25 protein-coding genes are annotated in these 26,576 nt (G+C 46.4%); 16 read left to right on the top strand and 9 right to left on the bottom strand.

Annotation, left to right across the window (positions count from 1 at the left end; translation table 11 throughout):
* The first annotated feature begins 84 nt into the window (after positions 1 to 84).
* Entirely contained in the window at positions 85 to 1,530 is a 1,446-nt protein-coding gene (locus tag RIF36_RS21135) for an aminopeptidase P N-terminal domain-containing protein (RefSeq protein ID WP_350122606.1), read from the top strand.
* A gap of 36 nt (positions 1,531 to 1,566) precedes the next feature.
* On the top strand, positions 1,567 to 3,201 hold the full coding sequence (locus RIF36_RS21130; RefSeq protein ID WP_350122604.1) for a M1 family metallopeptidase: 1,635 nt from the start codon (positions 1,567 to 1,569) through the stop codon (positions 3,199 to 3,201).
* Between the two features lie 18 nt (positions 3,202 to 3,219).
* Here RIF36_RS21130 and RIF36_RS21125 read toward each other — a convergent pair whose 3' ends face one another.
* Both RIF36_RS21125 and aroA read right to left on the bottom strand, forming a co-directional pair.
* Positions 3,220 to 3,630, bottom strand: a complete 411-nt coding sequence (locus RIF36_RS21125; protein ID WP_350122602.1) for a GNAT family N-acetyltransferase — start codon at positions 3,628 to 3,630, stop codon at positions 3,220 to 3,222.
* Positions 3,631 to 3,633: 3 nt separating this feature from the next.
* Positions 3,634 to 4,863 (bottom strand): 3-phosphoshikimate 1-carboxyvinyltransferase, encoded by a 1,230-nt coding sequence (gene aroA / locus RIF36_RS21120; protein WP_350122600.1) that lies wholly within the window; start codon positions 4,861 to 4,863, stop codon positions 3,634 to 3,636.
* 132 nt (positions 4,864 to 4,995) lie between these two features.
* Between aroA and RIF36_RS21115 the strand changes: the two genes are divergently transcribed.
* A complete protein-coding gene (locus RIF36_RS21115; RefSeq protein ID WP_350085601.1) occupies positions 4,996 to 5,166 on the top strand; it encodes a hypothetical protein in 171 nt (56 codons plus the stop codon).
* Here RIF36_RS21115 and aroB read toward each other — a convergent pair.
* Entirely contained in the window at positions 5,159 to 6,217 is a 1,059-nt protein-coding gene (aroB, locus tag RIF36_RS21110) for a 3-dehydroquinate synthase (RefSeq protein WP_350122598.1), read from the bottom strand. The genes RIF36_RS21115 and aroB overlap by 8 nt on opposite strands.
* Positions 6,218 to 6,219: 2 nt before the next feature.
* Positions 6,220 to 7,320, bottom strand: coding sequence for a chorismate mutase (locus RIF36_RS21105; RefSeq protein WP_350121975.1), 1,101 nt, complete (start codon positions 7,318 to 7,320; stop codon positions 6,220 to 6,222).
* 84 nt (positions 7,321 to 7,404) lie between these two features.
* Here RIF36_RS21105 and RIF36_RS21100 point away from each other — a divergent pair, with 84 nt between their 5' ends.
* The 3 genes from RIF36_RS21100 (at position 7,405) to RIF36_RS21090 (ending at position 11,452) form a co-directional block, all read left to right on the top strand.
* Entirely contained in the window at positions 7,405 to 8,595 is a 1,191-nt protein-coding gene (locus tag RIF36_RS21100) for a proline dehydrogenase family protein (RefSeq protein WP_350122596.1), read from the top strand.
* A gap of 117 nt (positions 8,596 to 8,712) precedes the next feature.
* Positions 8,713 to 10,455, top strand: a complete 1,743-nt coding sequence (gene lysS / locus RIF36_RS21095) for a lysine--tRNA ligase (RefSeq protein WP_350122594.1) — start codon at positions 8,713 to 8,715, stop codon at positions 10,453 to 10,455.
* Positions 10,456 to 10,459: 4 nt separating this feature from the next.
* Positions 10,460 to 11,452 (top strand): hypothetical protein, encoded by a 993-nt coding sequence (locus RIF36_RS21090; protein ID WP_350122592.1) that lies wholly within the window; start codon positions 10,460 to 10,462, stop codon positions 11,450 to 11,452.
* A 102-nt stretch (positions 11,453 to 11,554) separates the two neighbouring features.
* Here RIF36_RS21090 and RIF36_RS21085 read toward each other — a convergent pair whose 3' ends face one another.
* Complete coding sequence (locus tag RIF36_RS21085; RefSeq protein WP_350122590.1) at positions 11,555 to 12,052, bottom strand: lipocalin family protein; 498 nt, start codon at positions 12,050 to 12,052, stop codon at positions 11,555 to 11,557.
* A 396-nt stretch (positions 12,053 to 12,448) separates the two neighbouring features.
* On the opposite strand from RIF36_RS21085, the gene RIF36_RS21080 reads away from it, so the two are divergent.
* Positions 12,449 to 14,146, top strand: coding sequence for an L-lactate permease (locus RIF36_RS21080; RefSeq protein ID WP_350122588.1), 1,698 nt, complete (start codon positions 12,449 to 12,451; stop codon positions 14,144 to 14,146).
* Positions 14,147 to 14,167: 21 nt separating this feature from the next.
* Here the strand turns inward: RIF36_RS21080 and RIF36_RS21075 are convergent, their stop codons facing one another.
* Positions 14,168 to 16,936 carry a putative LPS assembly protein LptD gene (locus RIF36_RS21075; RefSeq protein ID WP_350122586.1) on the bottom strand — a complete coding sequence of 923 codons (2,769 nt, stop codon included), beginning with the start codon at positions 16,934 to 16,936 and terminating at the stop codon, positions 14,168 to 14,170.
* 118 nt (positions 16,937 to 17,054) lie between these two features.
* On the opposite strand from RIF36_RS21075, the gene RIF36_RS21070 reads away from it, so the two are divergent.
* From RIF36_RS21070 to RIF36_RS21055, 4 genes are all read left to right on the top strand, one after another.
* Positions 17,055 to 17,834 carry an N-acetylmuramoyl-L-alanine amidase family protein gene (locus RIF36_RS21070; RefSeq protein WP_350122584.1) on the top strand — a complete coding sequence of 260 codons (780 nt, stop codon included), beginning with the start codon at positions 17,055 to 17,057 and terminating at the stop codon, positions 17,832 to 17,834.
* Between the two features lie 10 nt (positions 17,835 to 17,844).
* Positions 17,845 to 18,798, top strand: coding sequence for an MlaD family protein (locus tag RIF36_RS21065; RefSeq protein WP_350122582.1), 954 nt, complete (start codon positions 17,845 to 17,847; stop codon positions 18,796 to 18,798).
* An 80-nt stretch (positions 18,799 to 18,878) separates the two neighbouring features.
* Entirely contained in the window at positions 18,879 to 20,519 is a 1,641-nt protein-coding gene (locus tag RIF36_RS21060) for an acyl-CoA carboxylase subunit beta (protein WP_350122580.1), read from the top strand.
* A 110-nt stretch (positions 20,520 to 20,629) separates the two neighbouring features.
* Positions 20,630 to 21,490: a transglutaminase-like domain-containing protein gene (locus RIF36_RS21055; protein WP_350122578.1), complete on the top strand. Its 861-nt coding sequence runs from the start codon at positions 20,630 to 20,632 to the stop codon at positions 21,488 to 21,490.
* Here RIF36_RS21055 and RIF36_RS21050 read toward each other — a convergent pair.
* A complete protein-coding gene (locus tag RIF36_RS21050; RefSeq protein WP_350097936.1) occupies positions 21,484 to 22,071 on the bottom strand; it encodes a redoxin domain-containing protein in 588 nt (195 codons plus the stop codon). The two genes, RIF36_RS21055 and RIF36_RS21050, sit on opposite strands and share 7 nt — an antisense overlap.
* Before the next feature lie 56 nt (positions 22,072 to 22,127).
* Positions 22,128 to 22,763, bottom strand: coding sequence for a 4'-phosphopantetheinyl transferase family protein (locus RIF36_RS21045; RefSeq protein WP_350122576.1), 636 nt, complete (start codon positions 22,761 to 22,763; stop codon positions 22,128 to 22,130).
* A gap of 49 nt (positions 22,764 to 22,812) precedes the next feature.
* On the opposite strand from RIF36_RS21045, the gene RIF36_RS21040 reads away from it, so the two are divergent.
* From RIF36_RS21040 to folB, 3 genes are all read left to right on the top strand, one after another.
* Positions 22,813 to 23,742: a WD40 repeat domain-containing protein gene (locus RIF36_RS21040; protein ID WP_350122574.1), complete on the top strand. Its 930-nt coding sequence runs from the start codon at positions 22,813 to 22,815 to the stop codon at positions 23,740 to 23,742.
* 112 nt (positions 23,743 to 23,854) lie between these two features.
* The gene (locus RIF36_RS21035) at positions 23,855 to 24,649 is read left to right on the top strand and encodes a DivIVA domain-containing protein (RefSeq protein WP_350097942.1); all 795 of its coding nucleotides are present in this window, start codon (positions 23,855 to 23,857) and stop codon (positions 24,647 to 24,649) included.
* A complete protein-coding gene (gene folB, locus RIF36_RS21030; RefSeq protein ID WP_350122572.1) occupies positions 24,649 to 25,008 on the top strand; it encodes a dihydroneopterin aldolase in 360 nt (119 codons plus the stop codon). The genes RIF36_RS21035 and folB overlap by 1 nt, the downstream gene beginning before the upstream one ends.
* Here the strand turns inward: folB and RIF36_RS21025 are convergent.
* A complete protein-coding gene (locus RIF36_RS21025) occupies positions 24,982 to 25,302 on the bottom strand; it encodes a HesB/IscA family protein (protein WP_339792958.1) in 321 nt (106 codons plus the stop codon). The two genes, folB and RIF36_RS21025, sit on opposite strands and share 27 nt — an antisense overlap.
* 123 nt (positions 25,303 to 25,425) lie before the next feature.
* On the opposite strand from RIF36_RS21025, the gene RIF36_RS21020 reads away from it, so the two are divergent.
* Positions 25,426 to 25,947, top strand: a complete 522-nt coding sequence (locus RIF36_RS21020) for a DUF7935 family protein (RefSeq protein ID WP_151998023.1) — start codon at positions 25,426 to 25,428, stop codon at positions 25,945 to 25,947.
* 5 nt (positions 25,948 to 25,952) lie between these two features.
* Complete coding sequence (locus tag RIF36_RS21015) at positions 25,953 to 26,360, top strand: YkvA family protein (RefSeq protein WP_350097946.1); 408 nt, start codon at positions 25,953 to 25,955, stop codon at positions 26,358 to 26,360.
* The last annotated feature ends 216 nt before the right edge of the window (positions 26,361 to 26,576 follow it).

Here is a 26,576-nt window from a genome sequence, read left to right as displayed (position 1 = left end):
CTTCTTAACCAGACAGTAAAGTAGCGGCAGCGATGGCCAATTGATTAAAACTATTACCTTTAATACCGTCGAAAAAGCTATCCTATGAAAAGAAGAATCAGTCATGTTGCAGTGCTTTTGTGTTTAGTCCATTTGTCCCTTGCTCAAGACAAACACCGCTATCAAACTGACTTCTCAAAAGAAGAATTTGGCCAGCGAAGAGAGAAGATAATAGAAACCATTGGCAATAATGCCATTGCCCTTGTGCAGGGTGCAGCAGGCATTCCTGGTTTTGCCGTTTTCAGGCAGTCAAATACTTACTACTACCTCACCGGGCTTGAATCTCCGCATGCCTATTTGCTGATCAACGGAAGGAATAAGACATCAACCATTTACCTTCCTCATCGTGACGAAGGCATGGAGAGGGGGCAAGGGAAAGTTTTGTCGGCTGAGGATGCTGCATTGGTTCAAGCGCTCACAGGCATTGAGCAGGTAAAGGGCATAGAGTTTTTGTCGGCGGATTTAGTAGGCACCGGCTTGATCAGGCCACCAGCCCCTTTGCTTTACACGGAGTTCAGCCCTACTGAAATCGGCAACGACAGCCGAGATGAATTGCTCTTTGCTCAGGCAAGGACTTCTGCTGACCCCTGGGACGGGCAGCCGACGAGGCAATCCCTCTTTATTCAAAAGCTACAAGAAAGGGTACCGCAATTTGAAATAAAGGATTTGTCGCCCTTGCTGGATGCTATGAGGGTGGTGAAAAGCCCAAAGGAAATCGAACTAATTCGCCGGGCGACGCAAATGGCAGGTCTGGGGATTATTGAGGCAATGAAGTCTACCAAACCCGGGGTTTACGAATACCAGCTTGATGCCGCTGCCAAGTACGTTTACTACCTGCACGGTGCGCAGGGCGATGGTTATCCGTCCATTATAGGAGGAGGTACCAATGCCTACATGGGGCACTATTTTCACAAAACCGATGAATTGAAGGCGGGGGACTTGGTGCTCATGGACTATGCACCGGACTACAACAACTACACGAGTGATGTGACTCGTATTTGGCCTGTCAACGGCAAATTCAATGAGGAACAGAAGGAGCTATACAACTTTATAGTGGCTTACAGGGATGCGCTTTTTAAGTACATTAAGCCGGGAGTGACCTCGAACGATGTGCTCGATGGGGCCGCTGCCGATATGAAACAGTACCTGGTCGGTAAAAAATTTGTAAAACCCGCTCACCTGAAAGCTGTACAGGAAGGGCTGACTTTTCGGGGTCATTTTCAGCACCCTGTTGGCATGGCTGTACACGATGTGGGCCGGGTGCATGGCATTCCGCTCCAACCTGGCATGGTGTTCACCATCGACCCAATGATCTGGATTGACGAGGAGAGGCTTTACATTCGCATTGAGGACATGGCCCTGGTCACAGAAACCGGTGTTGAAAATATGAGTGACTTTGTTCCTTCCCGCATCGAAGATGTGGAACGGACGATTAAAGAGAAAGGGCTTATTGACTTTCTGCCCCCAGTTGAATTACCGCTTAAGAAATAACGTAACAAGATATCCATTGCCTGTTAAATATCCCCTATGAAAAGCATTCTGTTAATCTTCGCCTTCATTTTTATTTCCTCTCTGTGCTTTGGAGACACCTATCCTAAAAACCCCAACATCGATGTACTTCACTATACTTTTCGAATTGAACTTTCGGACGATACAGACGAAATCAAATGTGAAGAAACTGTAGACGTCAGGTACCTCGCCGATGGGGTAGAATGGCTGAGGCTTGATTTAGTGAAAGCAAGTGCGGCACTTCAAAATAAAGGAATGCGGGTGTCTGGCGTGGTTTCCAATGGGAGAGCAGTGGTTTTTACTCATGAAAATGAGGAGCTGAAGATAAAGCTGCCGTTTGCCTCAAGGGCCAATGAGCGACAGCAGTACACCATCACCTATGTGGGCACTCCAGCATCGGGGTTAAAAATTGGCAACAACAAGTACGGAGACCGAACCTTTTTCAGCGACAACTGGCCTGACAAGGGGAGGAATTGGCTGGCTGTTGTGGATCATCCGTACGACAAAGCTACATGTGAGTTTGTTGTGACAGCTCCAGCGCACTATCAGGTGGTATCAAACGGACTGAGGGTAGAAGTGTCCGATGTGGCACCTGGCCGCAGGTTAACCCATTGGAAGCAATCTGTTCCGATTGCCTCGTGGTTGTATGTGCTGGGGGTGGCCCGCTTTGCCATGCAATACGTGGATGAATTTGATCATAAGTCGATCGAAACATGGGTTTACTACCAGGACAGGGAAGCGGGATTCGAAGACTTTGCAGAACCTACGAAAAAAGCGTTGGCATTTTACAGCGATTACATTGGGCCCTTTGCCTATGAAAAATTAGCCAACATACAGTCGAACAGCGTCAGCGGGGGAATGGAGGCGGCGTCTGCCATTCTGTACAGCGAGAACTCTGTAGTAGGCGACAAGAATGAGCGCTGGCGCAATGTGGTCATTCATGAAATTGCGCATCAATGGTTTGGCAATTCCGTGACTGAATATGATTGGGACGATGTGTGGTTGAGTGAGGGGTTTGCCACTTATTTCACACTGCTATTTATCGAGCATGAGTACGGGCACGACGCCTTCATGGAGGGTCTTGCTTCAAGCAAAAAGCGAGTTGATGCCTTCTACGCTGAAAATCCGGCCTATCGCATTGTGCATGATAACCTTAGCGACATGAGCAAGGTGACCAGCTCGCAAACCTATCAGAAGGGGAGCTGGATATTGCATATGTTGCGAGGCGTGATGGGTACAGACGCCTTTTGGAAAGGGATTCAGTCTTATTACAAGAAATACCAAAACCTGAATGCGACGACTGCGGACTTCAGGCGGGAGATGGAAGAAGCGTCCGGTCTGGATTTAAAGCAATTCTTTGACCAATGGCTGTACCAGCCGGGCCATCTAGTCTATCGGGGATCCTGGAGCTATGATAAGAAAACGAAGGAAGTAAATATCACACTTGATCAGGTGCAGACGGATGGCAGTTTGTTCAAAATGCCCGTGCAGGTGGGTGTTTTTCTGCCGGGACAGTCCAGGCCCGTGATCAATACTTTGCAGGTGAATGAAAAAACGAATGTTTTTACATTGCCGTTTGAGGTAATGCCGGAAAAGATTGTCCTTGATCCTCATTCATGGGTGTTGATGGAGTCCAGCTTTGTGAAAAAATGAGGAGTTGGCTTCGTTCTGTTACTTCAGCTCCTTCAAATCCCTCAGCCAAAAAGCATGTGCATGGTGAGTCATCCCGATTTTAGGGTAATAGTCGACCGCTGCCGGAGCCGACAGCAGTATCACGTTAGACTTGGGCGCTAACACCTTGGTCTGGCGAATGAGTTCCTTGCCAATTCCTTTATGCTGATATTCGATGTGCACCGCCAGGTCGCTCAGGTAGGTGGCATACACCCAGTCGGTGAGGCTGCGGCTTACCCCAACTAGTTTTCCATTGTGCCTTGCGGTAATGGTGAGATTGGCATGCCTGAGCATCTCTTCTATGCGCTCAGGCTCGTTCACGGGACGCCGCTCACCGAGGGTAGAACTAATAAGCAGCTCCGTGAAGTCCTTCACGGTTAAATCCTGCTCTTGCTGATAGATGATGTCCATGGATTATAGTTCTTTGAAGTCCAGTCCGTATTTTTTGCAGTCCTCCCAAAAACCAGGGTAGGACTTATTCACCACCTCCGGTTCTTCTATAATCAAAGGCACTTTTTGAGCTAGTGGAGCGAAGGCCATGGCCATGCGGTGGTCTTCGTAGGTGCTAATAGTTACAGGGCCTTCAGGAAGTGCGGTCGGGGGTTCCAATTCCCAAAAACCGGGTGTTTCCTCTACTAGTGTAGCGCCAAACTTTGCCAACTCAGTTTGCATCGCAGCCAGCCTGTCTGTTTCCTTAATGCGCAGGCTTTCAAGCCCGGTCATCGAAATGGGGCTTTTGAGTCCTGTGGCTACCACCATTACTGTCTGGGCCAAATCGGGGCATGTCTTAAAGTCGATGACCATTGGCGAAACGCTGTTCTTTTTCTCGATCAGAAACTCTTCTCCGCTGAACCTCGTGGTAAGCCCCAGGCCGTGCATGATTTCCCTGATGCGGATGTCGCCCTGGTAAGAGTTTTCCCTTAACCCCGTGAGGTTTACCTTGCTGTTTTTAGACAGCGATACCATGCTTAGCCAGTAGCTGGCACCTGACCAGTCCGACTCAATGGTATAGGAATTAGCGGTGTATTTCTGTGGTGCAATTGCGATGGTATTTCCATTCCACTCGTTCTTTACCCCAAACTGCTGCATGAGGCCGAGTGTCATTTCTATGTAGGGTCTGCTGAACACATCTCCCACCAGTTCGATGGTAAGACCGTTAGGTAGCATAGGGGCGATCATTAGCAAGGCTGAAATGTACTGGCTGCTGATGTTGCCTTGTATTTTCAGGGAGTCCGTTTTTTGCTGAGTTAATTTTGAGACTTTAAGCGGGGGATAGCCGTCGTTCTTCAGGTAGTCGATGTTGGCTCCTAGTTCTCTCAGGGCGTCCACCAGCAATTTGATGGGCCGTTGTTGCATCCGCTCCGACCCAGTGATTGTTTGGTTTTCCCCTGTTAGTGCCAGGAATGCTGTTAAAAATCGCATGGTTGTTCCAGCGTCCAACACGTCCCACGTTTTGTCTTTTGAGGCCAGTAAGCGCATCATCGTTTGGGTGTCACGGGCATCAGAAAGGTTGTTGAGGTCAATTTTCTCATCAGAAAGTGCCTGTATAATCAAGGCCCTGTTACTTTCACTTTTGGAAGCACTCAGGTTGATGGTGGATGCTGCGGGAATAGCGGCGGAGGTGTTAATTGAAATTTTATTCATGGTATGCTTAGTGGAAATACCCGATTTAGTTGTCTTTATGTTAGCCAGACGAGAGTGATTTAAGAGAATTTTTAAAACCTTCAGCAGTCTGGCATCGTTGTTGTGATTAAATGCTTTAAACCCTTTTTCATTATGAACAGATCAAAAACCATAACTTCCATCCTCGCCGGTGCAGTTATTGGTGCAATTACAGTATTCGGCGTTGCTCCTATCAAGGGAATGGTTAACAAAGCTCGTGTATCAAAATCGACAAAAACCACACCCGTGAAACAGAGGGACGAAGACGATCATTTTTTTATTTAGCAGAAGAAAGATTTACCACTGAGTTGAACTCAGCCAAGGCTTCCCTAACTTCCCCTAAAGTAATAATCACATCGTATTCTGATTGACCAATGGCACTCAACAAGCTACCCTTAATGGTAGCTTTTTCATTTTTCTTATCCTGTAATATCAAGCTTTCGGCTTTTTTAATCGTTGCCTCACTTACCTGCGCCGGATGATACGTCGCCAGCAGGTATTGCGTAATCTCTTCGTAGCTTCCTTGCGGAAGTCCTGTCTTTTTGGTCGACAGGTTGGCTTCAGCAATCATCCCGATAGCAATTGCCTCGCCGTGAAGCAACCTATTGCCGGAATCAAGCAGGGCAGTTTCTATGGCATGGCCAATGGTATGCCCAAAGTTCAGGATTTTTCTCAGCCCATTTTCCTTTGGGTCTTTATCCACCACACCGCTTTTGACTTCAATAGAATGCTGGATATGGTCGTTCCAGGGCTGCTCTTCAAATGGCTTAGCAGTGAGGGTCTTCCAGTAGCTGGCATCTGCTATCAGGGCGTGCTTTAGCACCTCTGCAAAGCCCGATCTGAGCTCTCTTTCCGGCAATGTGGCCAAAAAGCCAGAAGATACGATGACACTTTCCGGCTCCTGAAAAACGCCGATGTGGTTTTTCAGGCCGTGGAAGTCGATGCCGAGCTTGCCGCCCACGCTGGCATCTACCTGAGCCAAAAGGGTGGTGGGCAGATTGAGGAATTTGATGCCTCGCTTGTAGGTGGCAGCGCAGAAGCCGCCCATGTCGCCTATCACACCTCCACCAAGGTTGACAAGCAGCGCCTTTCGGTCGCATTCCAGCCTGGTTAGCTCGTTCCAGATGTGCTCACAAGTGCGCAGCGTTTTCTCTTCCTCACCGCTTTTTATTTCAATCACCGAGTGCCCGGGAAGGTGAGCCACTACTTTTGGATAGCAATGCTGCCTGGTGTTTTCGTCCACCAGCACAGCCACCTTAGAATAGGATTGGGCTGAAAAAAACCTCCCCAATGACTCGGGGAGGTTGTTCGTTATTTCTACGTTACCGAGAATCATTTTTACTTTTCTCCGCCTGCAGGTACTTTCGCCATGATCTCAGTTTGCTGCTTGATAGAAGCAACGTGGATAAGCTTGTAGGTTTCTTCTACAAAGTCAGGAGAAAGGGAAAGTGACTTGCCCCACTCAGCTCTGCTTTTGTAAATTTCGTTCCAACGATCTACCTGGAAGATAGTGACGTTGTTGTCACGCTTGAATTCTCCCATTTTCTCGACCAGACGCATTCTGTTGGCCAAAGCTTCAAGGATTTCACGGTCAGCGTTGTCAATCTGATCACGCATTTGATCCATGAAATGATTGAAAGTGGCGTCTGTCGAATGAGCGCTTTTTGGTTTCAGTTCTCTTACCATTTCACCCAGGCGGGCAGGTGTCACCTGCTGCTTGGCATCACTCCATGCGTTGTCCGGATCTCTGTGCGACTCAATCATGAGACCGTCGTAGTTCAAATCCAGCCCTTTTTGAGCTACGTCTAAAAGCATTTCTCTGTTGCCGCAGATATGGCTAGGATCACCAAACAAAGGCATCTCAGGGAACTCTCTTTTTAGTTCGATAGGGAATTGCCAGGCTGGCACATTGCGGTATTTTGTCTTCTGGAAAGAAGAAAAACCACGGTGGATAGCACCAATTTTAGTGATACCCGCCTTGTTAATTCTTTCGATAGCCCCCAGCCACAATGCAAGATCGGGGTTGATAGGGTTTTTGATAAGAACAGGTACATCAACGCCTACAAGAGAGTCGGCAATTTCCTGCACAGTGAAAGGGTTCACTGTAGAGCGGGCACCTACCCAAAGGATGTCGATGCCAGCAGCAAGGCAAGCTTCTACGTGGTCGGGGTTGGCTACTTCAACAGCAAACTTGACACCCAACTCTTTCTTCACGTTCTGGATCCAGCCAAGTGCTTCTTTGCCTATGCCTTCAAATCCACCCGGACGAGTTCTTGGTTTCCACACACCAGCTCTCATCACTCTGATACCTTCCTTATACAGTTGGGTACAGGTGTCCATGAGTTGCTCTTCTGATTCAGCGCTACAAGGCCCTGAAATAATCAATGGTCTTTCTTTTACCGGAGACCAGGATTCAAATTTGTCAATAGTAAGCTCCATACCCACCTCACTTATTTTTTATAAACTAAAAACGATCAAACTAGTCTTTTACTTATTATTGCACTCCAATTAAACACATTAACCATGCCCGTTACCCATCCCTTTACCTTCGAAGATACCGAAGTAGCTTTTGCTTCTAAGTCGGACCGGGAATTGAAGAAGATGTATTGGCTTTTCGCCGCTATGAACAGTAACTTTTTAGTGCGCTTTGGAACACAGGGCGTAATATTAGCACTAAAAATGAAATTGCCCATCAAAAAACTCATAAAAAGTACTGTTTTCGGGCATTTTTGTGGTGGTGAGACGATCCAGGAGTGCAAACAAACGATTTCTGAGCTCGGTGCTTCAGGCATCGGTACCATACTCGATTACTCTGCGGAGGGGGAGAAAACGGAGGCCGGATTTGAGGCCAATAAGGAGGAAATACTGCAGACAGTGATGAACGCTGCGACCAGTGCCCACATTCCTTTTGCCGTGATGAAAGTATCAGGTTTGGGCTCAGAAGAGTTGATGACGAAATCGCAGGATGGCAAACAACTGAATGGTAAAGAGCAGAAGGCATTTGACAATATTCACCGTCGGGTTGAAGAGCTTTGCAGCAAATCCCACGAATTAAATGTCAGAATATTTATTGACGCAGAAGACTATGCTTACCAGGGGGTGATAGACGGTTTGGCGCTGGAAATGATGCGGAAATACAACAAAGAGAGGGCGATTGTTTACACTACGCTGCAATTTTACCGTTGGGATGCTTACGACAAGCTGGTTGGTTTGCACGAAAAAGGGAAAACAGAAGGGTTTTACCTGGGTGTGAAGCTGGTGCGTGGTGCTTATATGGAGAACGAGCGTGAGCGAGCGGAGGAGATGGGCTACAAGGATCCCATTCAACCGACGAAGCAAGCCACAGATATTGACTACAACAGGGCACTTGACTTCTGCGCAGCTAACCACAAGCGGATTGCTTTCTGCTCGGGAAGCCATAATGAGCAGTCGAATGCCTTGCTCACCTCGCTGATGCAACAATATGGCATAGCCAAGGATGATCAGGGGGTGTTTTTTGCACAGCTCTATGGCATGAGCGACAATATTTCGTTCAAGCTATCCAAGGAAGGCTACAACGTAGCAAAGTACGTGCCTTACGGCCCGCTGGAAAAGGTGATGCCCTATCTGATCAGGCGGGCAGAGGAGAATACGTCGGTAGCTGGGCAGACGGGTAGGGAATTTAACTTTATTAAGAAGGAGTTGGACAGAAGAAGCGGTTTGAAATCTGCTTAATAGAAAGCGTCCAACTAATAATGGACTCAGCCATGCTTTTTTTCCACATTCAGTTAACTTTGCCCCTCATTTGAAATCAGCTAACTGGCTGATACTGATTAAACCTTACGAACGTCGATGCATTTAAGCGAGCAGGAAATTTTGCGCCGGAAAGAGAGAGAAGAACTCATAGCTGCGGGTATCAATCCCTACCCGTCCGAAACATTTGAAGTGAGCGTCACTTCAGACGAAATCCACGAGTTCTACGAAAAGCGAAAGACTGATTATAAAAATATCTCCATGGCCGGCCGTATCATGAGCCGCCGTATCATGGGCTCGGCCTCCTTTGCTGAGTTGCAGGATTCTACGGGACGTATGCAGATTTATGTTCGCAGGGATGACATCTGCCCCGGAGAAGACAAGACGCTTTACAACGACGTTTTCAAAAAGAAAATAGGTATTGGTGATATCGTGGGCATCAAAGGGTTTGTGTTCACGACACAAACCGGTGAAATATCTGTGCACGTAACGGAGTTTAAATTGCTTACAAAAGCACTGAAGCCGCTTCCTATTGTAAAAGAAACAGAAGACGAGCATGGCAACAAAGTACTTCATGATGCCTTCACCGATCCGGAGCAACGCTATCGGCAGCGTTATGTCGACCTGGTGGTGAATCCTCATGTGAAGGATACCTTCATCAAGCGTACTAAGCTGGTTAACTCCATCAGGGAATACCTGAACAATAAAAGCTATCTGGAGGTGGAAACGCCCATCCTTCAGCCGCTGTATGGCGGAGCTGCTGCCCGTCCGTTCAAAACCCACCACAACACCCTGGACATGACGCTCTACCTGCGCATTGCCAACGAGTTGTACCTGAAGAGGCTGATCGTTGGTGGATTTGATGGCGTGTATGAGTTTTCAAAGGATTTCAGGAATGAGGGTATGTCTCGCTTCCACAATCCTGAGTTTACCCAAGTGGAATTGTACGTAGCCTACAAGGACTACAACTGGATGATGGACACGGTGGAGGAAATGATCGAGAAAATTGCTCTTGACCTCCATGACACCACGCAGGTACAAGTTGGAGAGAACGTTATCGACTTCCAGCGTCCCTGGAAGCGCTTCACCATGTTTGAGGCCATCGAACATTTTACTGGTATTGACATCAGTAGCATGGATGAGACAGAGCTCAGAGCTACTGCCAAAAAATTGGAAGTCCCGATTGACGACTCCATGGGCAAAGGCAAACTGATCGATGAGATCTTTGGCGAGCACTGCGAACACAAGCTAATTCAACCGACTTTCATTACGGACTATCCGGTGGAGATGTCGCCGCTGGCGAAGAAGCACCGCAGCAAGGAAGGACTTGTGGAGCGTTTCGAAGCGATCTGTAATGGCAAAGAGATTTGCAATGCCTTCTCTGAGCTGAACGACCCGATTGACCAACGCAAGCGCTTTGAAGAGCAGCTTGAGCTTGGGAAGAGGGGTGACGATGAGGCCATGATGCTCGACGAGGACTTCCTTAGGGCACTTGAGTACGGTATGCCTCCAACCGCCGGGCTGGGTGTTGGTATCGACAGGCTGAGCATGATCATGACCAACTCGCCATCCATTCAGGAGGTGCTTTTCTTCCCTCAAATGAGGCCGGAAAAGAAAGTGGCTGAGCTAATGGAAAAAGACTACGAGAAGCTGGGAGTGAGGGCCGAGCTGATCCCGATACTTCAAAAACTCAACATGTCTACCAAAGAGGCCATTGCTGATAGTAAAGACAGCAAGCTTTTCAACGACGTTTGCGGCATGCGCAAGAAACTGAAGCTGAACGACGTTACTAATCCAACCATCGAAGAGGTGAAGGCCTGGATAGAGGCTGCTTTGAAATAAACCAATGAAAAGAAATAGCATCCCAACTGAATCCAGCTTTTTAAAAGTGTTGGGCTTGGTTGGGATGTTTGCTTTAACGGGGTGCCATACGAATGTACCTGACGATGTTAGTGTTTACGTCGACTCGTTTATTCATGAGGCTGAACTACTGGGCCATGATTTCTCAGATGTCCGTCGAAATTTGACCGTCGAATTTACCGACCTGCCAGACAACAAAGGCGGGAGTTCCAAATCCACTTTTTTCGGCAACCATATCAAGCTAGCTCCTCTCATTTGGAAGCAAATGAATGACAGACAGAGAGAAATGCTTGTTTTTCATGAGTTGGGTCACTGTGTTCTGGGCCGCAAACATAAGAATGAAACTTTGCTACTAGGTGAATGCGCCAGTATCATGAAGGAGGGTGGAGAGAACACTTGCGTGGCTGATATTTACAGTGAGTCGTGGCGCTCTTACTACATCGATGAGCTGTTTGATGCAGACGTACAGTTACCTGGCTGGTACTGGGTTCGGGATATTGCAGAGCTGAAGGCGATTGATACTGTGGCTAGAATGGATGATTCGTTGCTGTATGCGAGCTCGCAAGCAAAGTACTATGGTATAAATACTACACTACCGTTCAATAATAGGGTTGACGATTATCTTCTTACACTTGAGTATGATTCAGTCAACGACATGTATGGATTTGGACTGAATGGACTTACCATCTCTTTGATTCCGGAAACGGGAGAGTTTTCTGTTAGCCACGTTGGCCAATTGGATTGGATGACTTATTCGTTCTGTGCTGAAAAGATTTTACCAGAAATTCCTCTAAGGTTTTCAATGTTGAAGCTTGGAGCCTTTTACCATTTCTACGTGAATGAAGAGGAGAAGCATATGATGAATACGCACTATTTCCAAACAGACACTATGAAGCAGCCGGAAAACATGTACTTCGCTACCTATGGCGGAAGCAGTCCAACGGCGAAGCTTTCTGTAATGCAAATTGGTAAACGGTAAATAGCTGAGCCGAGGGGGCTACCTTGAACTAATACTCTTCGTCTTTCATACGAGACTATATCGTCAGACCACCGCAGTATGCCATGGCCTGACGATATGCTATCAGGACTTTGTGAAACTAAATTCAATCACGATTTTCATTGTTCCAACTTCAGTTGATTCCTGCTGGCTAATGCGACCTACGAGCTTGCTTGAAGTCAATGTTTGAACTTCAAAAGTCTGGTCGTCAATTGTCAGCGTTTTTTCATCTTCGCTTAACGACCAGGTGCCGGTCTCTTCATCTTCACCGGGCTGACTGCTGACATAGGTATTATCGGCCTTAAATTCAATGGTAACATTGGTTATGTCGGACTCTTCCTCGGCGTTAATAGAAAACCCATCGGCAATTTCCTGTGCCTCTGCTTCGCTCAACTCGAATTCCGCTACAAGGTACGCAACCACGTCTTGTCCATTGATTGACAGTTCTATCACGTCTACTGAGCTGTATTTCCATGTGCCAATTAGGGAAGACGATACGCCTTCGTCGTCTTTACCTCCGCAGCCGGCGAGAAGTGATAATACGATGAGTGGCAAAAACAGTTTTTTTGTTACATTTTTCATAGCTATAGTTTTTTAAAAAGTGATTAGTGCAATAATAAAGCGCTTCGGAAGCTCCAACCAGGCAGGCTCAAAAAGTGAGCAGTTGAAACTAACGACAGGCTAAACATGCGAAAATCATTTGAAAGCTGAAAGGGAAAATATTCAATACTACTTTTCTTCGGAGAACGATGACTAGCCACAGGCAAGCTGAAGATGGCAGCCGAATTGTTTGACAGGCTGGTACGAGAAAAGGACTTTAAAGACTTTCTTACCCTTGATGCCTACCAATTGTTGTGAGTGGCTGGTTAAACATTTTGAATTGATCTATCTTCAAATCAGGCACTTGAATTGAGTATTCAAAGCATGCTTGTGCCTTTTCGGTAAGCCCGCTGGGGCGACTTTATAAACACCATACCTATGTCTTTGTCACTACTTTCATTTCTTGCGCTTTTTCCCATTCTGGTTGTCGCTATCATGTTGGCGGGCTTCCGGCTTTCAGCCCGAATTTCGATGCCGATAGGCTTTTTGCTTACAGCAATCGTGGCTTTTCTAGCGTGGGACTTCCCACTGGCTAATATTCTGGCGTCTACTATCCAGGGGCTGTTTATTACGTTCGATATCTTATATATCATTTTTGGTGCCATTCTGATGCTCACGCTTTTGAACTACTCTGGAGCTATCACAGTCATCCGGCGTGGCTTTTCTGACATCAGCACCGACAGGCGAGTGCAGGTAGTGATCATCGTTTGGCTGTTTGGATCTTTTATTGAAGGTGCTGCCGGCTTTGGCACACCCGCCGCTATTGTGGCGCCGCTACTGGTAGCCATGGGTTTCCCATCCATGGCGGCTGTTATGCTCGGCATGATGGTGCAAAGCACAGCAGTTACCTTTGGTGCAGTGGGCACGCCTGTGCTGGTGGGGTTAAGAGGGGGCCTGCAGGGCGTTGACTTTGAAAGCCAGCTGTCCGCCGCCAATATTAGTTTCCTCGACTACCTGCACATAGTGACCAGTCAAGTGGTGGTGTTGCACGCCATTGCCGGAGTTTTGATGCCCCTGTTTATGATTTGCATGATGACCCGTTTTTTTGGAGCCAACAAAAGCTGGCGGGAAGGCTTTGCCATGATTCCATTCGCTATCCTCGGCGGATTGGCGTTCACTATTCCTTATGTGATTACTGGCTTTGTGCTGGGGCCGGAGTTTCCTTCCCTGTTTGGGTCCCTCGTTGGCCTTGTTATCATAGTGGCAGCTGCCAAAAATGGGTTTCTGGTACCGAAGACCGGCTGGGACTTCCCGCCCCGGGAGAGCTGGCCTAAACTATGGATGGGAAGCCTCGAAGTGCGGCCGGACAACAAACAGGAAAAGGCTCCATTTTCGCTGGCAGTTGCCTGGGCTCCCTACCTGTTGGTGGCGGCGCTTCTGGTACTCAGCCGCCTTCCGCAGCTTCCTTTTAAAGGCATACTTACCAGCATCGCAGTGAGCTACAACCAAATTCTGGGGACAGATACCTCAGCCAGCAGCACCCCGTTTTACCTGCCTGGCACAATCCTGATCGTCGCCGGTCTTTTAACCGTTTTTTTGCACAAAATGGAACTGGCGAAAGTCAAACAGGCGTTTTCCGACAGCAGTAAAATGATTTTGGGAGCAGGCTTTGTGTTGATATTCACCGTCCCTATGGTGAGAATTTATATCAATTCAGGGGTCAATCCTGGAAACATCCCCGGAATGCCTATTGTTATGGCCGAATGGGTAGCGTCTAACGTCGGAAGTATTTACCCGCTATTTGCCCCTTCCATTGGTGCGCTGGGAGCCTTCATTGCCGGCAGTAATACTGTCAGTAACCTAATGTTCAGTTTTTTCCAGTTTGGAGTGGCTGAGAGATTGTTGATGCCGGGCACGCTTATGGTGGCATTGCAGGCGGTAGGGGCAGCTGCAGGAAACATGATAGCGATACACAATATTGTGGCGGCGTCAGCTACTGTGGGGTTTTTAGGGCAGGAAGGTCTCATTTTGAGGAAGACGATCATCCCTACTATTTACTATTTGTTGGTAATTGGAGTTTTAGGGCTGCTGGCTATGAACTTCATGGAGATTGCCGACCCGTTGTTTAAACCCTAGACGTAGCTGGGCAGCGGCTCTTTAAAACGAATCGAAGAAGCTTCTCTGTTTGCTAAGCTTCAAATCTTGCAGAAGTGACGACTTGGCTCTCAAAGTTACAGAGTAGGACGTGAAGCGCCCGAAGGGTGTCCAGTCGACGGACAGCTCCCAACAGTGGATGTCTCTGATGATTCCCAGCCTTGTTTGCGTTATTTCTTTGTTTTTAAAGTCGTAGCCAGAGCTGAAGGTGATCTTGGTGTTTTCGGTGATGGACGTATTGCCATTCATTGTGAACGACTGCGTAACTACTGGGTCAGCAAACCCTGTTTTTCTAAAGTCAACATTGTAACTCAGTCGTAAATCCCATGGAATATTAAAATCTACGTATTGATCGGGGTGTGTGCGGATGTAGTCTTTTTCTTCTTCGGTGCCAAACTCACTTTCTTTGTCCTTATTTTGCTCTTTTTGCGCCTTTGGATTAAGGCTGGTGCTCAGCGCAATGCTCGCATTACTTAAGTTTCCCAATCCCTGGCCGTGATTCCAGGTGAACTCATCCACTTTTGTTTGATATACCTTACGTACGCCGCCGGTGTTGGTGGTGCTATCGAGCACATACAAATAGGGATCAAGCGTCATTCTATAGTTGATATCCAGCTTGTTGAACAGCAGAGTTCTCGTTGTGAAGCCTATTGTGCTCAAATTAAAGGAATCGGCCAGCAGGTTATAACCGGAGCTGATTGAAAGGTTGTCGAGCAGTTTCACTTTTTTGAACTCCTGGGTGCTGTCCTTTCTGTCTCTCACTTTCATCTCAAAGTTGTTGTTAAGCGAAAAACCGATGCTGCCTGATTTTCCCTGGCCAGGGCCGCTAAACACAAAGCCGTCGTATTTTGAATACAACTTTGTGGCCCCCAGCGAGTCACTTTGTACGTTTTGATAAATGCCATACTTTTCTTCTGAAAAGTCGGGAGAGTAGGAGAGAGAGACAGTAGGTGTAATCACATGTCGAATGGCTTCTATTTTTTCACCTTTCACGAACACCATGCCATAGAGTCTGGTGGAAAAACCCGTTCCGAAACTATAAGATCCGGCCCGGCTGAAACCACGGATCGTGTCAGCCACTACCTCTTTTTGCTCATCGTCCCATCGCCTGTTGAGCTCTTTCAGGTACCACCATTCGGTATAGTTAAAGCTGGGGCTGACGCTGATAAATTTGAATACGTTGAATGTGGTTGAAATAGGCACCGAATGCCGCCCTCCGTTTTTGGAGTTGCGAAGCATGCCGGGCAGATTGTCGGAGTTGACGGGTAGGTATTGTTCCGATCCCTCTACCGTGGCATTGTAGTTTGGGTTGGTGTTGTTGAATTCGTTTTTAAGGCTAAAATTGTGCGAAACGCTCAACTTATCGAGCACAGAGGCATTTCCGGAGGTAATCCAGGCCAGCGGAAAAAACCGGTTAGTGTTCAGTGTAAACTCTGGCGCCGAAATGGTCATCGATTTGGTTTGCACGTTCTGGCTCTGCCTGAAGTTGAGCGAGGCATTGAACGGCGTGCCTGTGAACGTTTTGCTCATACTAACACTGGAGTTGAACTGCGAGTTGGTATTGAACTGTACACTCTGGTAGTTATTTTGGCTATAGGTGGAGCTACCTGCGTTCACTGACGACGAAATCCGGAAAGTTCCTTTCGTCTCTGGTGTGTGGCTCCACCTGATCCAGTAGTCTTTGGTCGACAGGCTGTCTTCTTCCTTTTCTCCTTTATTCCGGTTATACGACAGGTTCATATTGCCATTGAATGCATAGCGTTTTTTGTATCGGAAGTCAGAGGTAGCACCGTAGCTTCCTTTTGAGAAAACCTGGGCAGTGAGAGCGAGATCCATGTAGTCGTTGATGGCGAAGTAGTAGCCGCCGTCTTTTAAAAAGAAACCCCTCCGCCGCTCTTCACCGTACTTGGGCACCAGTACACCCGACACTTTCTTTTTAGGCTGCGGAAACATGCCAAAAGCAAAACCCAGGGGTGTTGGGATAGACCTGAAATGAAGATTGAAAGGCCCCGAAACCACCTTATTGCCTGGGATCACTTTCAGTTTACTGGAGGCTATATGAAAGTGGGGATCTTCCAGGTTACAAGTGGTGTATTTGGCATTCCTGATAAAAAGCTCGCTGCTGGCATTCATCTTTACCTTTTCACCATGCATATAGGCATCGCCTTGCTGGGTGACAATCCCGTTCACAAGCGCCTTCCTGGTTTTGAAGTTGTAAGTCATGTCCTGAGCATTGTAGCTCTCATCACCCTCTGTGAATACCGGCACACCAACTTTCTTTCCCAAGGAATCTGTCGTATAGTTGGCTTTGATCGTATTGGTAGGCCAGTCAATGTCTATCCTGTTTCCCTGAAGCTCGATTTTGCCGTAATTGATTTTGCCCCCACCATAAAGCATCACTCTTTGGGTGTTTACGTCCAAAAAAATGGAATCTGCGGCCTCGTATTTAATAGCAGTTTCGATATCGCTTTTAGGAATTTCTTTGGCCACGTCAGCCGAATCTGGTTTCAAAGTGTCTGCGGCTAACTGCTTGTTAACCAGTGAATCGACATCCAGATTTTGAAAGAAATCACTCCCTGGCAAACTCAATGTGTCGCTGCCCAAAAACCGTTGCTCTGGTTTGGGCACCAGTGTATCTCCTTTCAAAATGGGGAGTTGCTCTTCGATGGCTACGCTATCTTGTCCCGATTTCTGGCCTAAATTTTGCCCATGCCCCCATGTGGATATAATGATGCCGATAGCAAGTAGTAAGGCATTTTTTATTGAGAGCATTTAAAATTGGGACAATTAAGAAATGGTTATTTGAAATGAACGACCAGATTTCAGTTTCTGATAAAAATTTTCAATTTTGCGTAAAATTATTTCGTTTAAGGTTAACAACCGAAATGTTGTGAAAAATATTGTCTTATTACTTTCATTTTCACTGCTTCTGGTTGCTGCATCCTATTCCCCTATTGGGGTTCACGACTATCGGGTAAGGAAGGTTGTGATTGATGCCGGACATGGCGGCAAGGATCCTGGAACACACGGAAAGATATCCAAAGAGAAGGATATAGCATTGAAAATAGCCCTGGAATTGGGGCAAACCATCAAGAAATACCTTCCTGATGTAGAAGTCCTCTACTCCAGAAATGATGATTCTTTCCCGTCGTTGCATGACAGGGCACTTTTTGCTAATCGAAACAACGCTGATCTTTTTATTTCGATACATTGCAATTGGGTGGCCAATCCAACAGTTCAAGGCACCGAAACCTATGTAATGGGCCTTCACAAGAGTGATGCTAACTTTGATGTGGCTAAAAGAGAAAACGCCGTTATCCTTCAGGAAGAAAACTCCGAAGTGTACGAAGGCTTTGATCCCAACTCTCCTGAATCGTATATTTTGTTTAGTTTAACCCAAAGCGCTTACCAGCAAAACAGCCTTAATTTGGCATCAAAAATTGAGCATCAGTTCAAAACAAGGGTGGGTAAACATAGCCGGGGAGTGAAAATGGCCGGTTTTTGGGTGCTTTGGGAGACTTCTATGCCTAGTGTTTTGATTGAAACAGGGTATCTTAGCAATGAGCAGGAAGAAAAAGAGCTCAACGATCCCTTGCAACAATCGTATATAGCTTCTGGCATCTTTCGGGCATTCAGAGATTACAAGGATGAGATTGAGTCAATGAACTAAACCAGACTACGTGAGATTTTCTAAAGAATTTAAAGTAGGCTTATTTACTATTGTATCTGGAGCACTGCTATACTACGGCTTCAATTTTTTGAAGGGAACCGACTTTTTTTCCAATACCAGCAAGTACTATGCACTTTACGAGACTATTGATGGCTTAAAGGTAGCTAACTCGGTCATAGTCAACGGTTACTCTGTTGGAAGGATCAGTAGAATCCGCATCCTGCAGGACAGGGATAATCAGGTTTTGGTAGAAATGACCATCGATGAGGATATTATTCTGACCGACTCTACACGGGCAAAGCTGTACAATGTCGACTTTCTCGGGAGCAAGGCCATAGAGCTTAGCATCGACGATGTAGGAATGCCAATAGAAGACGGTGACACCCTTATTTCCGAAATAGACAAAGGCATTACTGATTTTCTGAAAGAAAGTGCCGCACCGGTTGCCGACAACCTTGGGATTACAATAAGAAGAATTAATGAAATACTTCTTGGGCTTCAGGGCAGTGGTGAAAAGATCAATAGTACTATTGGTGAGCTTCAGGTGATGGCCCACCAGGTGAATGGTATTATTGGCGAGAATAAGGAAGAACTCAACAATGTCATGATTTCGTTTCAGGAGCTGGCTGCTCAGCTTAGCCAAACCATTAGGCGGATTGACCCAATTTTAGTCAACGCCAATGGAGCCATTGAAAAAGTAAATGCGCTGGAGCTACAGGCTACCCTGGATGAGACGCAGGAGCTCCTTTCGCATGTCAATACCACACTCGACATGTTCAATAAAGGTGAGGGCACAGTGGGAAGATTGCTGAAAGAAGACTCGATCTATTCTAATCTGAACAAAACCATCGAGGATCTTGACAGCCTCGTGGTTCACATCAATGCATATCCCAAGCATTTCTTTGCTCCGCTGGGCAAAAGCAGGAAGAAAATCGAAAAAGACCTGGCGAGGGACAAAAATTGATCCTTTTGAGGTAATTTGGGTTTCACCTGAGTCGATGCGATGGAGGCACGTCAGTATTAGCTATTAACCCAAAAGCCTATATGAATCTGGAATTCAACAAAAATGAAGATACACTAAGACTCCTCGTTAGTGAACTCAATCAAAAGCTTGCTGAAGTAAAAAAAGGTGGTGGCACTAAAAAAATAGACGCCCTACATGCCAAAGGGAAGCTAACTGCCAGGGAAAGGATACACCACCTGATTGACCCGGAATCGGAGTTTCTCGAAGTCGGTGCTCTTGTGGGCGACGGCATGTATGAAGAGCATGGCGGTTGCCCGTCCGGAGGTGTTGTTGTTGGCATCGGCTACGTAAGCAAACGCCAGTGTGTGATAGTGGCCAACGACGCCACGGTAAAGGCAGGTGCATGGTTCCCCATCACAGCAAAGAAGAACCTACGGGCGCAGGAAATCGCTATTGAAAACAAACTCCCTATCATTTACCTCGTCGACAGCGCTGGTGTTTTTCTACCAATGCAGGATGAAATATTTCCTGACAAGGAGCACTTTGGGCGGCAGTTTCGCAACAACGCCCTTATGTCGAGCATGGGAATTGTGCAGGTGGCTGCCATTATGGGGAGCTGTGTGGCGGGCGGTGCCTATTTGCCGATCATGTCCGACGAGGCGCTGATTGTGGATGGAACAGGTTCTATTTTTCTCGCTGGCAGCTATTTGGTAAAAGCAGCTGTTGGTGAGGATGTGGATAGCGAGACACTTGGCGGGGCCTCAACCCACTGCGAAATATCCGGGGTTACGGATAATAGATACCCGAACGACGAAGCATGCCTTGATGCGATAAGGAAGATTTTTGACAAGATAGGGGCTCCGGAGAATGCCGGCTTTGACCGGGTAAAGGCCGAACTACCACGTGATGAAGAAAAGCTGCATGGCCTCTTTCCTGTAGATAGGGTCAAGCCCTACGACATGCTGGAAGTGATCAAGTGCATGGTAGACAAATCCGAATTTGATGAGTACAAACCTGAATACGGAAAGACGCTCATTTGTGGGCATGGAAGAGTGGACGGATGGGCCGTGGGTATAGTGGCCAACCAGCGGAAAATAGTAAAAGCCAAAAAAGGCTCAGGAGCAGCTTCAGAAATGCAAATGGGCGGGGTGATTTATAGCGATTCGGCTGATAAAGCAGCCCGTTTTATCATGAATTGCAACCAGAGGAAAATACCGCTCGTGTTTCTTCACGATGTGAGCGGGTTCATGGTTGGGAGCCGGGCTGAGCATGGCGGTATTATAAAAGATGGAGCAAAGATGGTCAATGCCGTGGCGAATTCGGTGGTGCCCAAGTTTACTTTCATTCTTGGCAATTCGTATGGCGCCGGCAATTATGCCATGTGTGGCAAGGCTTATGACCCGAGGTTGATTTATGCCTGGCCAACAGCGCAGATAGCCGTGATGAGTGGCAGCTCAGCGGCCAAAGTTCTCTTGCAAATCAAAGTATCAACGCTCAAAGGGCAGGGAAAAGAAATAACGCCAGAGGCAGAAAAAGAACTCCTGGACGAAATTGAGGAAAGCTACAATCAGAAGCTCAGTCCTTACTACGCAGCATCACAACTTTGGGTAGACGGCATCATCGACCCATCGGAGACCAGGAAAGTAATTTCCATGGGTATTGAGGCTGCCAATCATGCGCCAGTTACCCGCCAGTTCAATGTGGGAATTATTCAAACATAACAGGCGCCAGGGTCAGGTATTAATTTGAAACTCTCTTTTGATTACTTATTTTTTTGAGGCATTTTGAAGAGAAATTTCTCTACTAACAGAACTAAAGTTATTCAGAATAAATGAGTGTAGAGGTGATCAATGAGGGGGAGCTAAAAGCTTTGGTGTCGTTGCTCGACGACGACGACACAGAGATTAGCACTCATGTGGAGGGAAAAATAATGTCGCTGGGCACAACCATTATCCCGTTTTTGGAGGGCGAATGGGAAAAAAGCTTCAATCCAACTGTTCAGCGAAGACTGGAGGACATGATCCATACGCTCCAGTTCGATCTTTTGCAGGAGCGGTTGAAGGCGTGGATGAATGATAGGGAAGACAACCTGCTTGAAGGCTTGTGGTTGATAGCGACCTACCAATACCCCGACCTGGAGCTCAGCAAACTGGTAAGAGACTTTGAACAGCTTTTTGTGGACGTTTGGACGGAACACAACCCTGAGTTGAGCCCATTTGATCAGGTCAAGATGTTGAACAGCGCCATCTTCGGGAAACTGAAGTTCAGCGCCAATACCAAGCATTTTCATTCCCCGGCCAATTCAATGATTAATACGGTGTTGGAGTCAAGAAAAGGCAATCCTATCTCTTTGTGTGTGGTTTACATGCTGATAGCGCAGAAGCTCGATATGCCTGTGAAAGGCGTGAACCTCCCCAATCTGTTTATACTTACTCACAAAACGGAGAAGCTTCAGTTTTACATCAATGTATTCAACAAAGGGTTAGTTTTCAGTAAAGAGGACATCAACAACTATATTGAGCATTTACACCTCGTTCCTCAGGAGTCTTATTATCAGCCATGCTCTAACCTCGAAATCATAAGGCGTATCATGAGAAACCTCATCGTTTCTTTCGATAAGCTGGGCGACTACCACCGCACCGATGAAATAAAGATACTGTTGAAGGTGCTGGGTGATGAGGAGATTTATTGACGGCTCTTAATCATGCACCCAGTTGGCCTGGTGGTTTTTTTGGCTACAGCTTTCCCGGCAGCCAGGGCTCGGGCAGCATTTGCCAGGTACGTTTCGGTCACCTCTTCCTCCGACATGGGATTGTCGTCGAATGCTCCCTGATAGACCAATTCATAATTACTTCCTGAAGCTTTGATAAGGAACACTTCTGGTGTTTTTTGGGCGTTGAACATTTTCACGCACTGCTGCTGTTTGTCGGCCAGATAGGGAAAAGGATAGCTTTTTCCTTTCATCTTTTCCACAGCATCATCGGGGCTTAGTATGCCGTCGTTGGGATTCACCAACACTGTGTGAATGCCAAGTCCTTTGAGTTCAGCTGCCAGCGAGACTATTCGCTTTTCGTAGAGCTTGGCATAAGGGCAGTGTTCACTCGTAAAAAACACGACAATACCTTTAGCTCCGGACAAACTTGAAAAACTAAAGGATTTTCCTGACGAAACGTCCTGCAGGTTGATATCGCCCGAGATAGTTTGGCTATAAACCGGCGCAGTAGTTTGAAGTAAGCAGGCAACTAAAAAAAATACACAAGCAGTCTTTTTCAATTCTAATATTCTTTTAAGAAGATAAAATATAAAATATTTTATATAAATATAGCTATTTATCGGGTATATACCACCCAGTTTTCTTTCATTCGAAAGAAATCGAGAGATATTTTTTTAATGCTACCATTAATACTCGCCTTAGACAATACCTTTTTTTTGGTATTTTCTATGCTCTCTATTGTTATGTCGTCCTTCAGCGACAAACCGCTTCTGCCGTTCATTTTGAAAATAGCTTCCTTGGCGGCCCAAATGAGGCATAGCTGATCGAGGTTGTTTCCTTCAATCAAAGATAATTCCTCGTCATTCACATATTTCCTGCTGGCTCTCACGAGTTGTTCCCTTGGTCTTTCAATATCTATGCCAACAGGCTTTTTGAGATGGATACAGCTTACCGCATACGGATAGGCATGCGACCATGAAAGGAAAAACTCATCTCCTTTCGGATGAGGCTTGCCGTGGAAGTCTTTATAAACTCCGTGAAACGGTATGTTGATGGCTTCGGTCAGGTGTTCGGTAGCAAAACGGCAGGCAAGGTACTCCAGTCTCTTGATGGGGTGTATGGTTCCTTCCTGTCCATTGTCGATCCAGGGGGTTCTGTGAAGGCGCTCTTCAAATTCCTCATACGACTCGGTGATTTCCCAAATCGCCAGAATTTCGTCCTCACTAATACGTTTCGTCAGAACCACTGGCATCTTTTGTATGTTTGTAATCCGTTGATCGAAACTAAAGAGAGATAGTGCAATGTCAAAAGTGGAGGTGAAAAAATTAGCTGCCATTACCGGGCACAAGGACTGTATTTACACGTTAGCTCCTGGAGATACCAACCAACTGTTTTATTCCGCCGCCGGCGATGGTATGGTGGCTAGCTGGGATTTGGAGGCACCGGAAAATGGGAGGCTGGTGGCTAAGCTGGATAATTCAATTTATGCGCTTTGTTATATTCGTGAGGCTGGTTTTTTGGTTGCCGGACATAACTACGACGGCATTCATTTCATTGATACCGCCAAAGGCAAAGAAAAAGCTTCCCTGAAGTTGACCGACGCCGCCATATTTGATATTCAGTATTACAGGGATTTATTATTTGTAGCCACCGGTAGTGGCGAGGTAATCATCATTGACTGGCCAAACGTAAAAATTGTTCGAAGGCTTAAATTCAGCGACAAAAGCGCCAGAACGATTGCAGTTAACCCGGTAGACAGGCACCTGGCGGTGGGCTATAGCGACGCTACCATAAGAGTGATCGATCTTCAAACTTACGATGTGGTTCATACCATCGATTCTCACACCAATTCCGTGTTTTCCGTTTGCTACTCACCTGACTTCAAGTGGTTGCTAAGTGGTGGTAGGGATGCGCATTTGAAGGTATGGGACGTGGAGAAGGATTATGTGACTTATGAGTCCATAGTCGCTCATATGTATGCCATCAATCATATTGCCTATAGTCCTTCAGGCAGCCATTTTGTAACGTGTAGCATGGACAAAAGCATCAAGGTGTGGGATGCCCTTACACTACAGCTGATAAAGGTCATCGATAAAGCACGCCATGCCGGACACGGTACTTCGGTGAATAAAATGCTGTGGACGTCTTACAAAGACCAGCTTGTTTCTGCCAGCGACGATAGGTCCATATCAGTGTGGGATTTGAATTTCAACCCCTCTCACTTTGAATGACAATAGATTTTACCTACCTTTCCTCCCTATTTTAGCTCACCTGCAACTTCATTTTCGGTTTATTAGTTAACCCCTTGGCGATACCGCCGTCGAAAGGAAGATATACTATCAGATGAAAATTACTCCATTAGAAATAAGGCAAAAGGCTTTTGAAAAGGCTTTTAGAGGCCTCGACAAAGATGAAGTGAATGCATTTTTGCTGACGCTTTCACAAGAGTGGGAGAGGATGCAAGATGAGCACAAGGAGCTGCGCTACAAACTGGAGGCCGCCGAAAAAGAAGTTGCCAAGCTTCGTGAAGTTGAAAGTTCGCTGTTCAAAACCCTCAAAACTGCTGACGATACTGCTGCTAACCTCATTGAGCAGGCAAGCAAAGCCGCTGAACTTCATATGAAGGAGACGCAAATGAAGGCGGAGGCCCTTATGAGTGAGGCAAAAAATAAGGCCCGTGCGATGATTGAGAGGGCTGAAGATCATTCAAGAGAAATTATTGAAGATTTGCATGAGGAAGTGAAAACCCTGGAGCAAACCTATAAGTCTATTGAGAACCACCGTGACAATTTGATCAATAGCCTGAGGATGTCGTCCAGCGATATCATGGAGAAGGTGGATCGCATCGAAAAGAACAGAAGCGGAAAAACCTTTGATGAGCAATTGAAAAAGGTAAAGGCACTCTCCCGTGTGAAAAAAGAGATTTTTTCGGATGAGGATGTGAAGCTTGAGTCGCCTACTGAGGTCAGAAAACTCTCCGTGGAAGCTGAAGTAAAACCAGCTCAAAAAGCTCCGGCAAAAGAAGAAAGCAAGGCGAAGACCGTGACTGAATCCAGAAAGGTGATCAAGGTAGCAGGTGAGGAGTACAGCCTGGAGGAAATCAGCTCGACAGGCTCATTTTTTGATGAGCTGAATTGATGCAGGGAAAAATTGCACTGAAGGGGCTGATATTTCACTCTTTTCATGGCGTTCATAGCTTTGAACGTGAAAGGGGCAATGATTTTCGCATTGACCTGGTTTTCCAAACAGACATTTCAAAAGCCGCTTTGTCAGATAAACTGGCTGACACACTCGACTATGAAGAGGTGTATCAGATAGTGGCTGAAATCATGGAGGTTCCGGTTAACTTACTTGAGCACCTGGCCTATAAAATATCAGAGAAGCTTTTTGAAGCATACACCGAGGTGAAGATACTTGAGATAACCGTGGCTAAGATATTGCCACCGCTGGAGGGCAGGTGCGAGGAGTCGTCAGTGAGCCTGGTCAGGCACAGGTAGGTCGGGGTTGACAAAGGAAAAACCACGGGCATCGGCGCCATCGTAAAAATCTACTTCCAAACCGATCAGGTACATGGTGTGCTTTTTCTCAATAAACACGGAAATTCCCGCTATTGAGTACTCAATGTCACCCTCCTTTTTCTTATCGAAACCAAGCATGTAGGAAACACCTGCACAGCCGGCTCCTCTGATGCCAATGCGCAGCCCATAGCCTTCCGGTATCTTCTTCTTGGCAATGATCTCTTTGATCTCCCCCAGCGCTTTCTCGCTAATGCTTACAGGGTGTATATTCATCTGTATTCGCTAATTTTTCCTGAACCCCGGCAAAGTTGGTGCAATTCGGGGATTTAAATTTATTTATTTTGAAAACGGTAAGTCCGTTAAAATAATTCTAACTTCAAATCAAAACCCTGGTAAATGGAGCCCTTAGTTGATCTTGCGAAAATTATTATTCCGGCTGGTCTGGTACTTTATGCTATGTACCTGATGGTGCGGTCGTTTCTGAACAAAGAGTTGGAAAAACGAATGCTTGAGCTAAAAATGAAGAATACGGAGAGCATTCTTCCGATCAGGCTCCAGGCCTATGAGAGAATGTGCCTTTTTCTGGAACGGATATCGCCAAGTAACCTGCTTGCCAGGCTGAGCACCGGCAACCTCACTTCTAAAGAACTGCAGCATGTGCTTCTCAAGGAGATTCGGGATGAGTTTAACCATAATTTGTCGCAGCAGTTGTACATGTCAGACGACGCCTGGAGGTCTATAAAAAGTGCCATGGAAAGTGTGATTATGATAGTTAATCAGGCGATTACGGAAGTGAATCCTGAATCGAAGAGCATTGAGTTGGCAAAGGCCGTTATTCAAAGGGCCATGCAAGAGGAGCGTGATCCGGTAGAGCAGGCCTTGAGTTTTATGAAAGATGAAATCAGAAAGGTGTTTTAGGTCATATGGAGGAGAACAAGGAAAAGAAAGCACTGTCGTCGTATGAAAGGAAAGCCGAGCGGGTACTTCGGGATGGTGATCGTGTGGATAAAATAATTGGGAGTGTGTCCACAAAGCTAGGCGAGATTACCCAAAGCAGTGAGAGACTCAGTGGTTTTGTTGGCCGGATCAAGGTCATTTCCAGAATGGTGAAGAACTATATTTCTGGTAATTACCGTGTGATGCCCTGGAAAAGTATCGTCCTCCTGGTTGCAGGTCTTATTTATTTCATTACCCCCATTGACCTTATTCCTGATTTTATCCCAGCGCTGGGTCTTATCGATGATATCTCAATGATTGCTTTTATTTACCGCAGCTTAAAGCAGGATATTGACGAGTATCTTTTATGGGAAAGGGATAATTTTTCGATTTAAAAAGGGTTGGCCGATAGTGGGCAGCATATACCTTGATTAAATTTCCAAAGGATATTTTGTACTTAAGCAAGATGGAAATAACTTTATCTTAAACGACTTACCGTTTAATGCCAGCAATTAATATTTAGATAAGCGGGTAAGTGTTTTTTCTCAGCCAGCACCAGCCAGAAAAAAGGTCTGTGGAAAGAGTGGCCGCAGTGGCGGTATCCGTCAATG

It is taken from the genome of Imperialibacter sp., from assembly GCF_040222815.1.
In the GTDB taxonomy this organism is placed as follows: Bacteria; Bacteroidota; Bacteroidia; order Cytophagales; family Cyclobacteriaceae; genus Imperialibacter.
The sequence above is the reverse complement of the archived record's forward strand: the minus strand, read 5'-3'. Positions and strand labels throughout refer to the sequence as shown.

What these genes read in the sequence shown, in the direction of transcription:
- RIF36_RS21090 (WP_350122592.1), top strand. Translation starts at nt 10,460, where the DNA reads ATGAAAAGAAATAGCATCCCAACTGAATCCAGCTTTTTAAAAGTGTTG.
- RIF36_RS21015 (WP_350097946.1), top strand. Translation starts at nt 25,953, where the DNA reads ATGGAGGAGAACAAGGAAAAGAAAGCACTGTCGTCGTATGAAAGGAAA.
- folB (WP_350122572.1), top strand. Translation starts at nt 24,649, where the DNA reads ATGCAGGGAAAAATTGCACTGAAGGGGCTGATATTTCACTCTTTTCAT.
- RIF36_RS21020 (WP_151998023.1), top strand. Translation starts at nt 25,426, where the DNA reads ATGGAGCCCTTAGTTGATCTTGCGAAAATTATTATTCCGGCTGGTCTG.
- RIF36_RS21130 (WP_350122604.1), top strand. Translation starts at nt 1,567, where the DNA reads ATGAAAAGCATTCTGTTAATCTTCGCCTTCATTTTTATTTCCTCTCTG.
- RIF36_RS21105 (WP_350121975.1), bottom strand. Translation starts at nt 7,320, where the DNA reads ATGGAGCTTACTATTGACAAATTTGAATCCTGGTCTCCGGTAAAAGAA.
- RIF36_RS21135 (WP_350122606.1), top strand. Translation starts at nt 85, where the DNA reads ATGAAAAGAAGAATCAGTCATGTTGCAGTGCTTTTGTGTTTAGTCCAT.
- RIF36_RS21035 (WP_350097942.1), top strand. Translation starts at nt 23,855, where the DNA reads ATGAAAATTACTCCATTAGAAATAAGGCAAAAGGCTTTTGAAAAGGCT.
- aroA (WP_350122600.1), bottom strand. Translation starts at nt 4,863, where the DNA reads ATGAATAAAATTTCAATTAACACCTCCGCCGCTATTCCCGCAGCATCC.
- aroB (WP_350122598.1), bottom strand. Translation starts at nt 6,217, where the DNA reads ATGATTCTCGGTAACGTAGAAATAACGAACAACCTCCCCGAGTCATTG.
- RIF36_RS21100 (WP_350122596.1), top strand. Translation starts at nt 7,405, where the DNA reads ATGCCCGTTACCCATCCCTTTACCTTCGAAGATACCGAAGTAGCTTTT.
- RIF36_RS21085 (WP_350122590.1), bottom strand. Translation starts at nt 12,052, where the DNA reads ATGAAAAATGTAACAAAAAAACTGTTTTTGCCACTCATCGTATTATCA.
- RIF36_RS21115 (WP_350085601.1), top strand. Translation starts at nt 4,996, where the DNA reads ATGAACAGATCAAAAACCATAACTTCCATCCTCGCCGGTGCAGTTATT.
- RIF36_RS21060 (WP_350122580.1), top strand. Translation starts at nt 18,879, where the DNA reads ATGAATCTGGAATTCAACAAAAATGAAGATACACTAAGACTCCTCGTT.
- RIF36_RS21045 (WP_350122576.1), bottom strand. Translation starts at nt 22,763, where the DNA reads ATGCCAGTGGTTCTGACGAAACGTATTAGTGAGGACGAAATTCTGGCG.
- RIF36_RS21025 (WP_339792958.1), bottom strand. Translation starts at nt 25,302, where the DNA reads ATGAATATACACCCTGTAAGCATTAGCGAGAAAGCGCTGGGGGAGATC.
- RIF36_RS21040 (WP_350122574.1), top strand. Translation starts at nt 22,813, where the DNA reads ATGTCAAAAGTGGAGGTGAAAAAATTAGCTGCCATTACCGGGCACAAG.
- lysS (WP_350122594.1), top strand. Translation starts at nt 8,713, where the DNA reads ATGCATTTAAGCGAGCAGGAAATTTTGCGCCGGAAAGAGAGAGAAGAA.
- RIF36_RS21080 (WP_350122588.1), top strand. Translation starts at nt 12,449, where the DNA reads ATGTCTTTGTCACTACTTTCATTTCTTGCGCTTTTTCCCATTCTGGTT.
- RIF36_RS21055 (WP_350122578.1), top strand. Translation starts at nt 20,630, where the DNA reads ATGAGTGTAGAGGTGATCAATGAGGGGGAGCTAAAAGCTTTGGTGTCG.
- RIF36_RS21125 (WP_350122602.1), bottom strand. Translation starts at nt 3,630, where the DNA reads ATGGACATCATCTATCAGCAAGAGCAGGATTTAACCGTGAAGGACTTC.
- RIF36_RS21075 (WP_350122586.1), bottom strand. Translation starts at nt 16,936, where the DNA reads ATGCTCTCAATAAAAAATGCCTTACTACTTGCTATCGGCATCATTATA.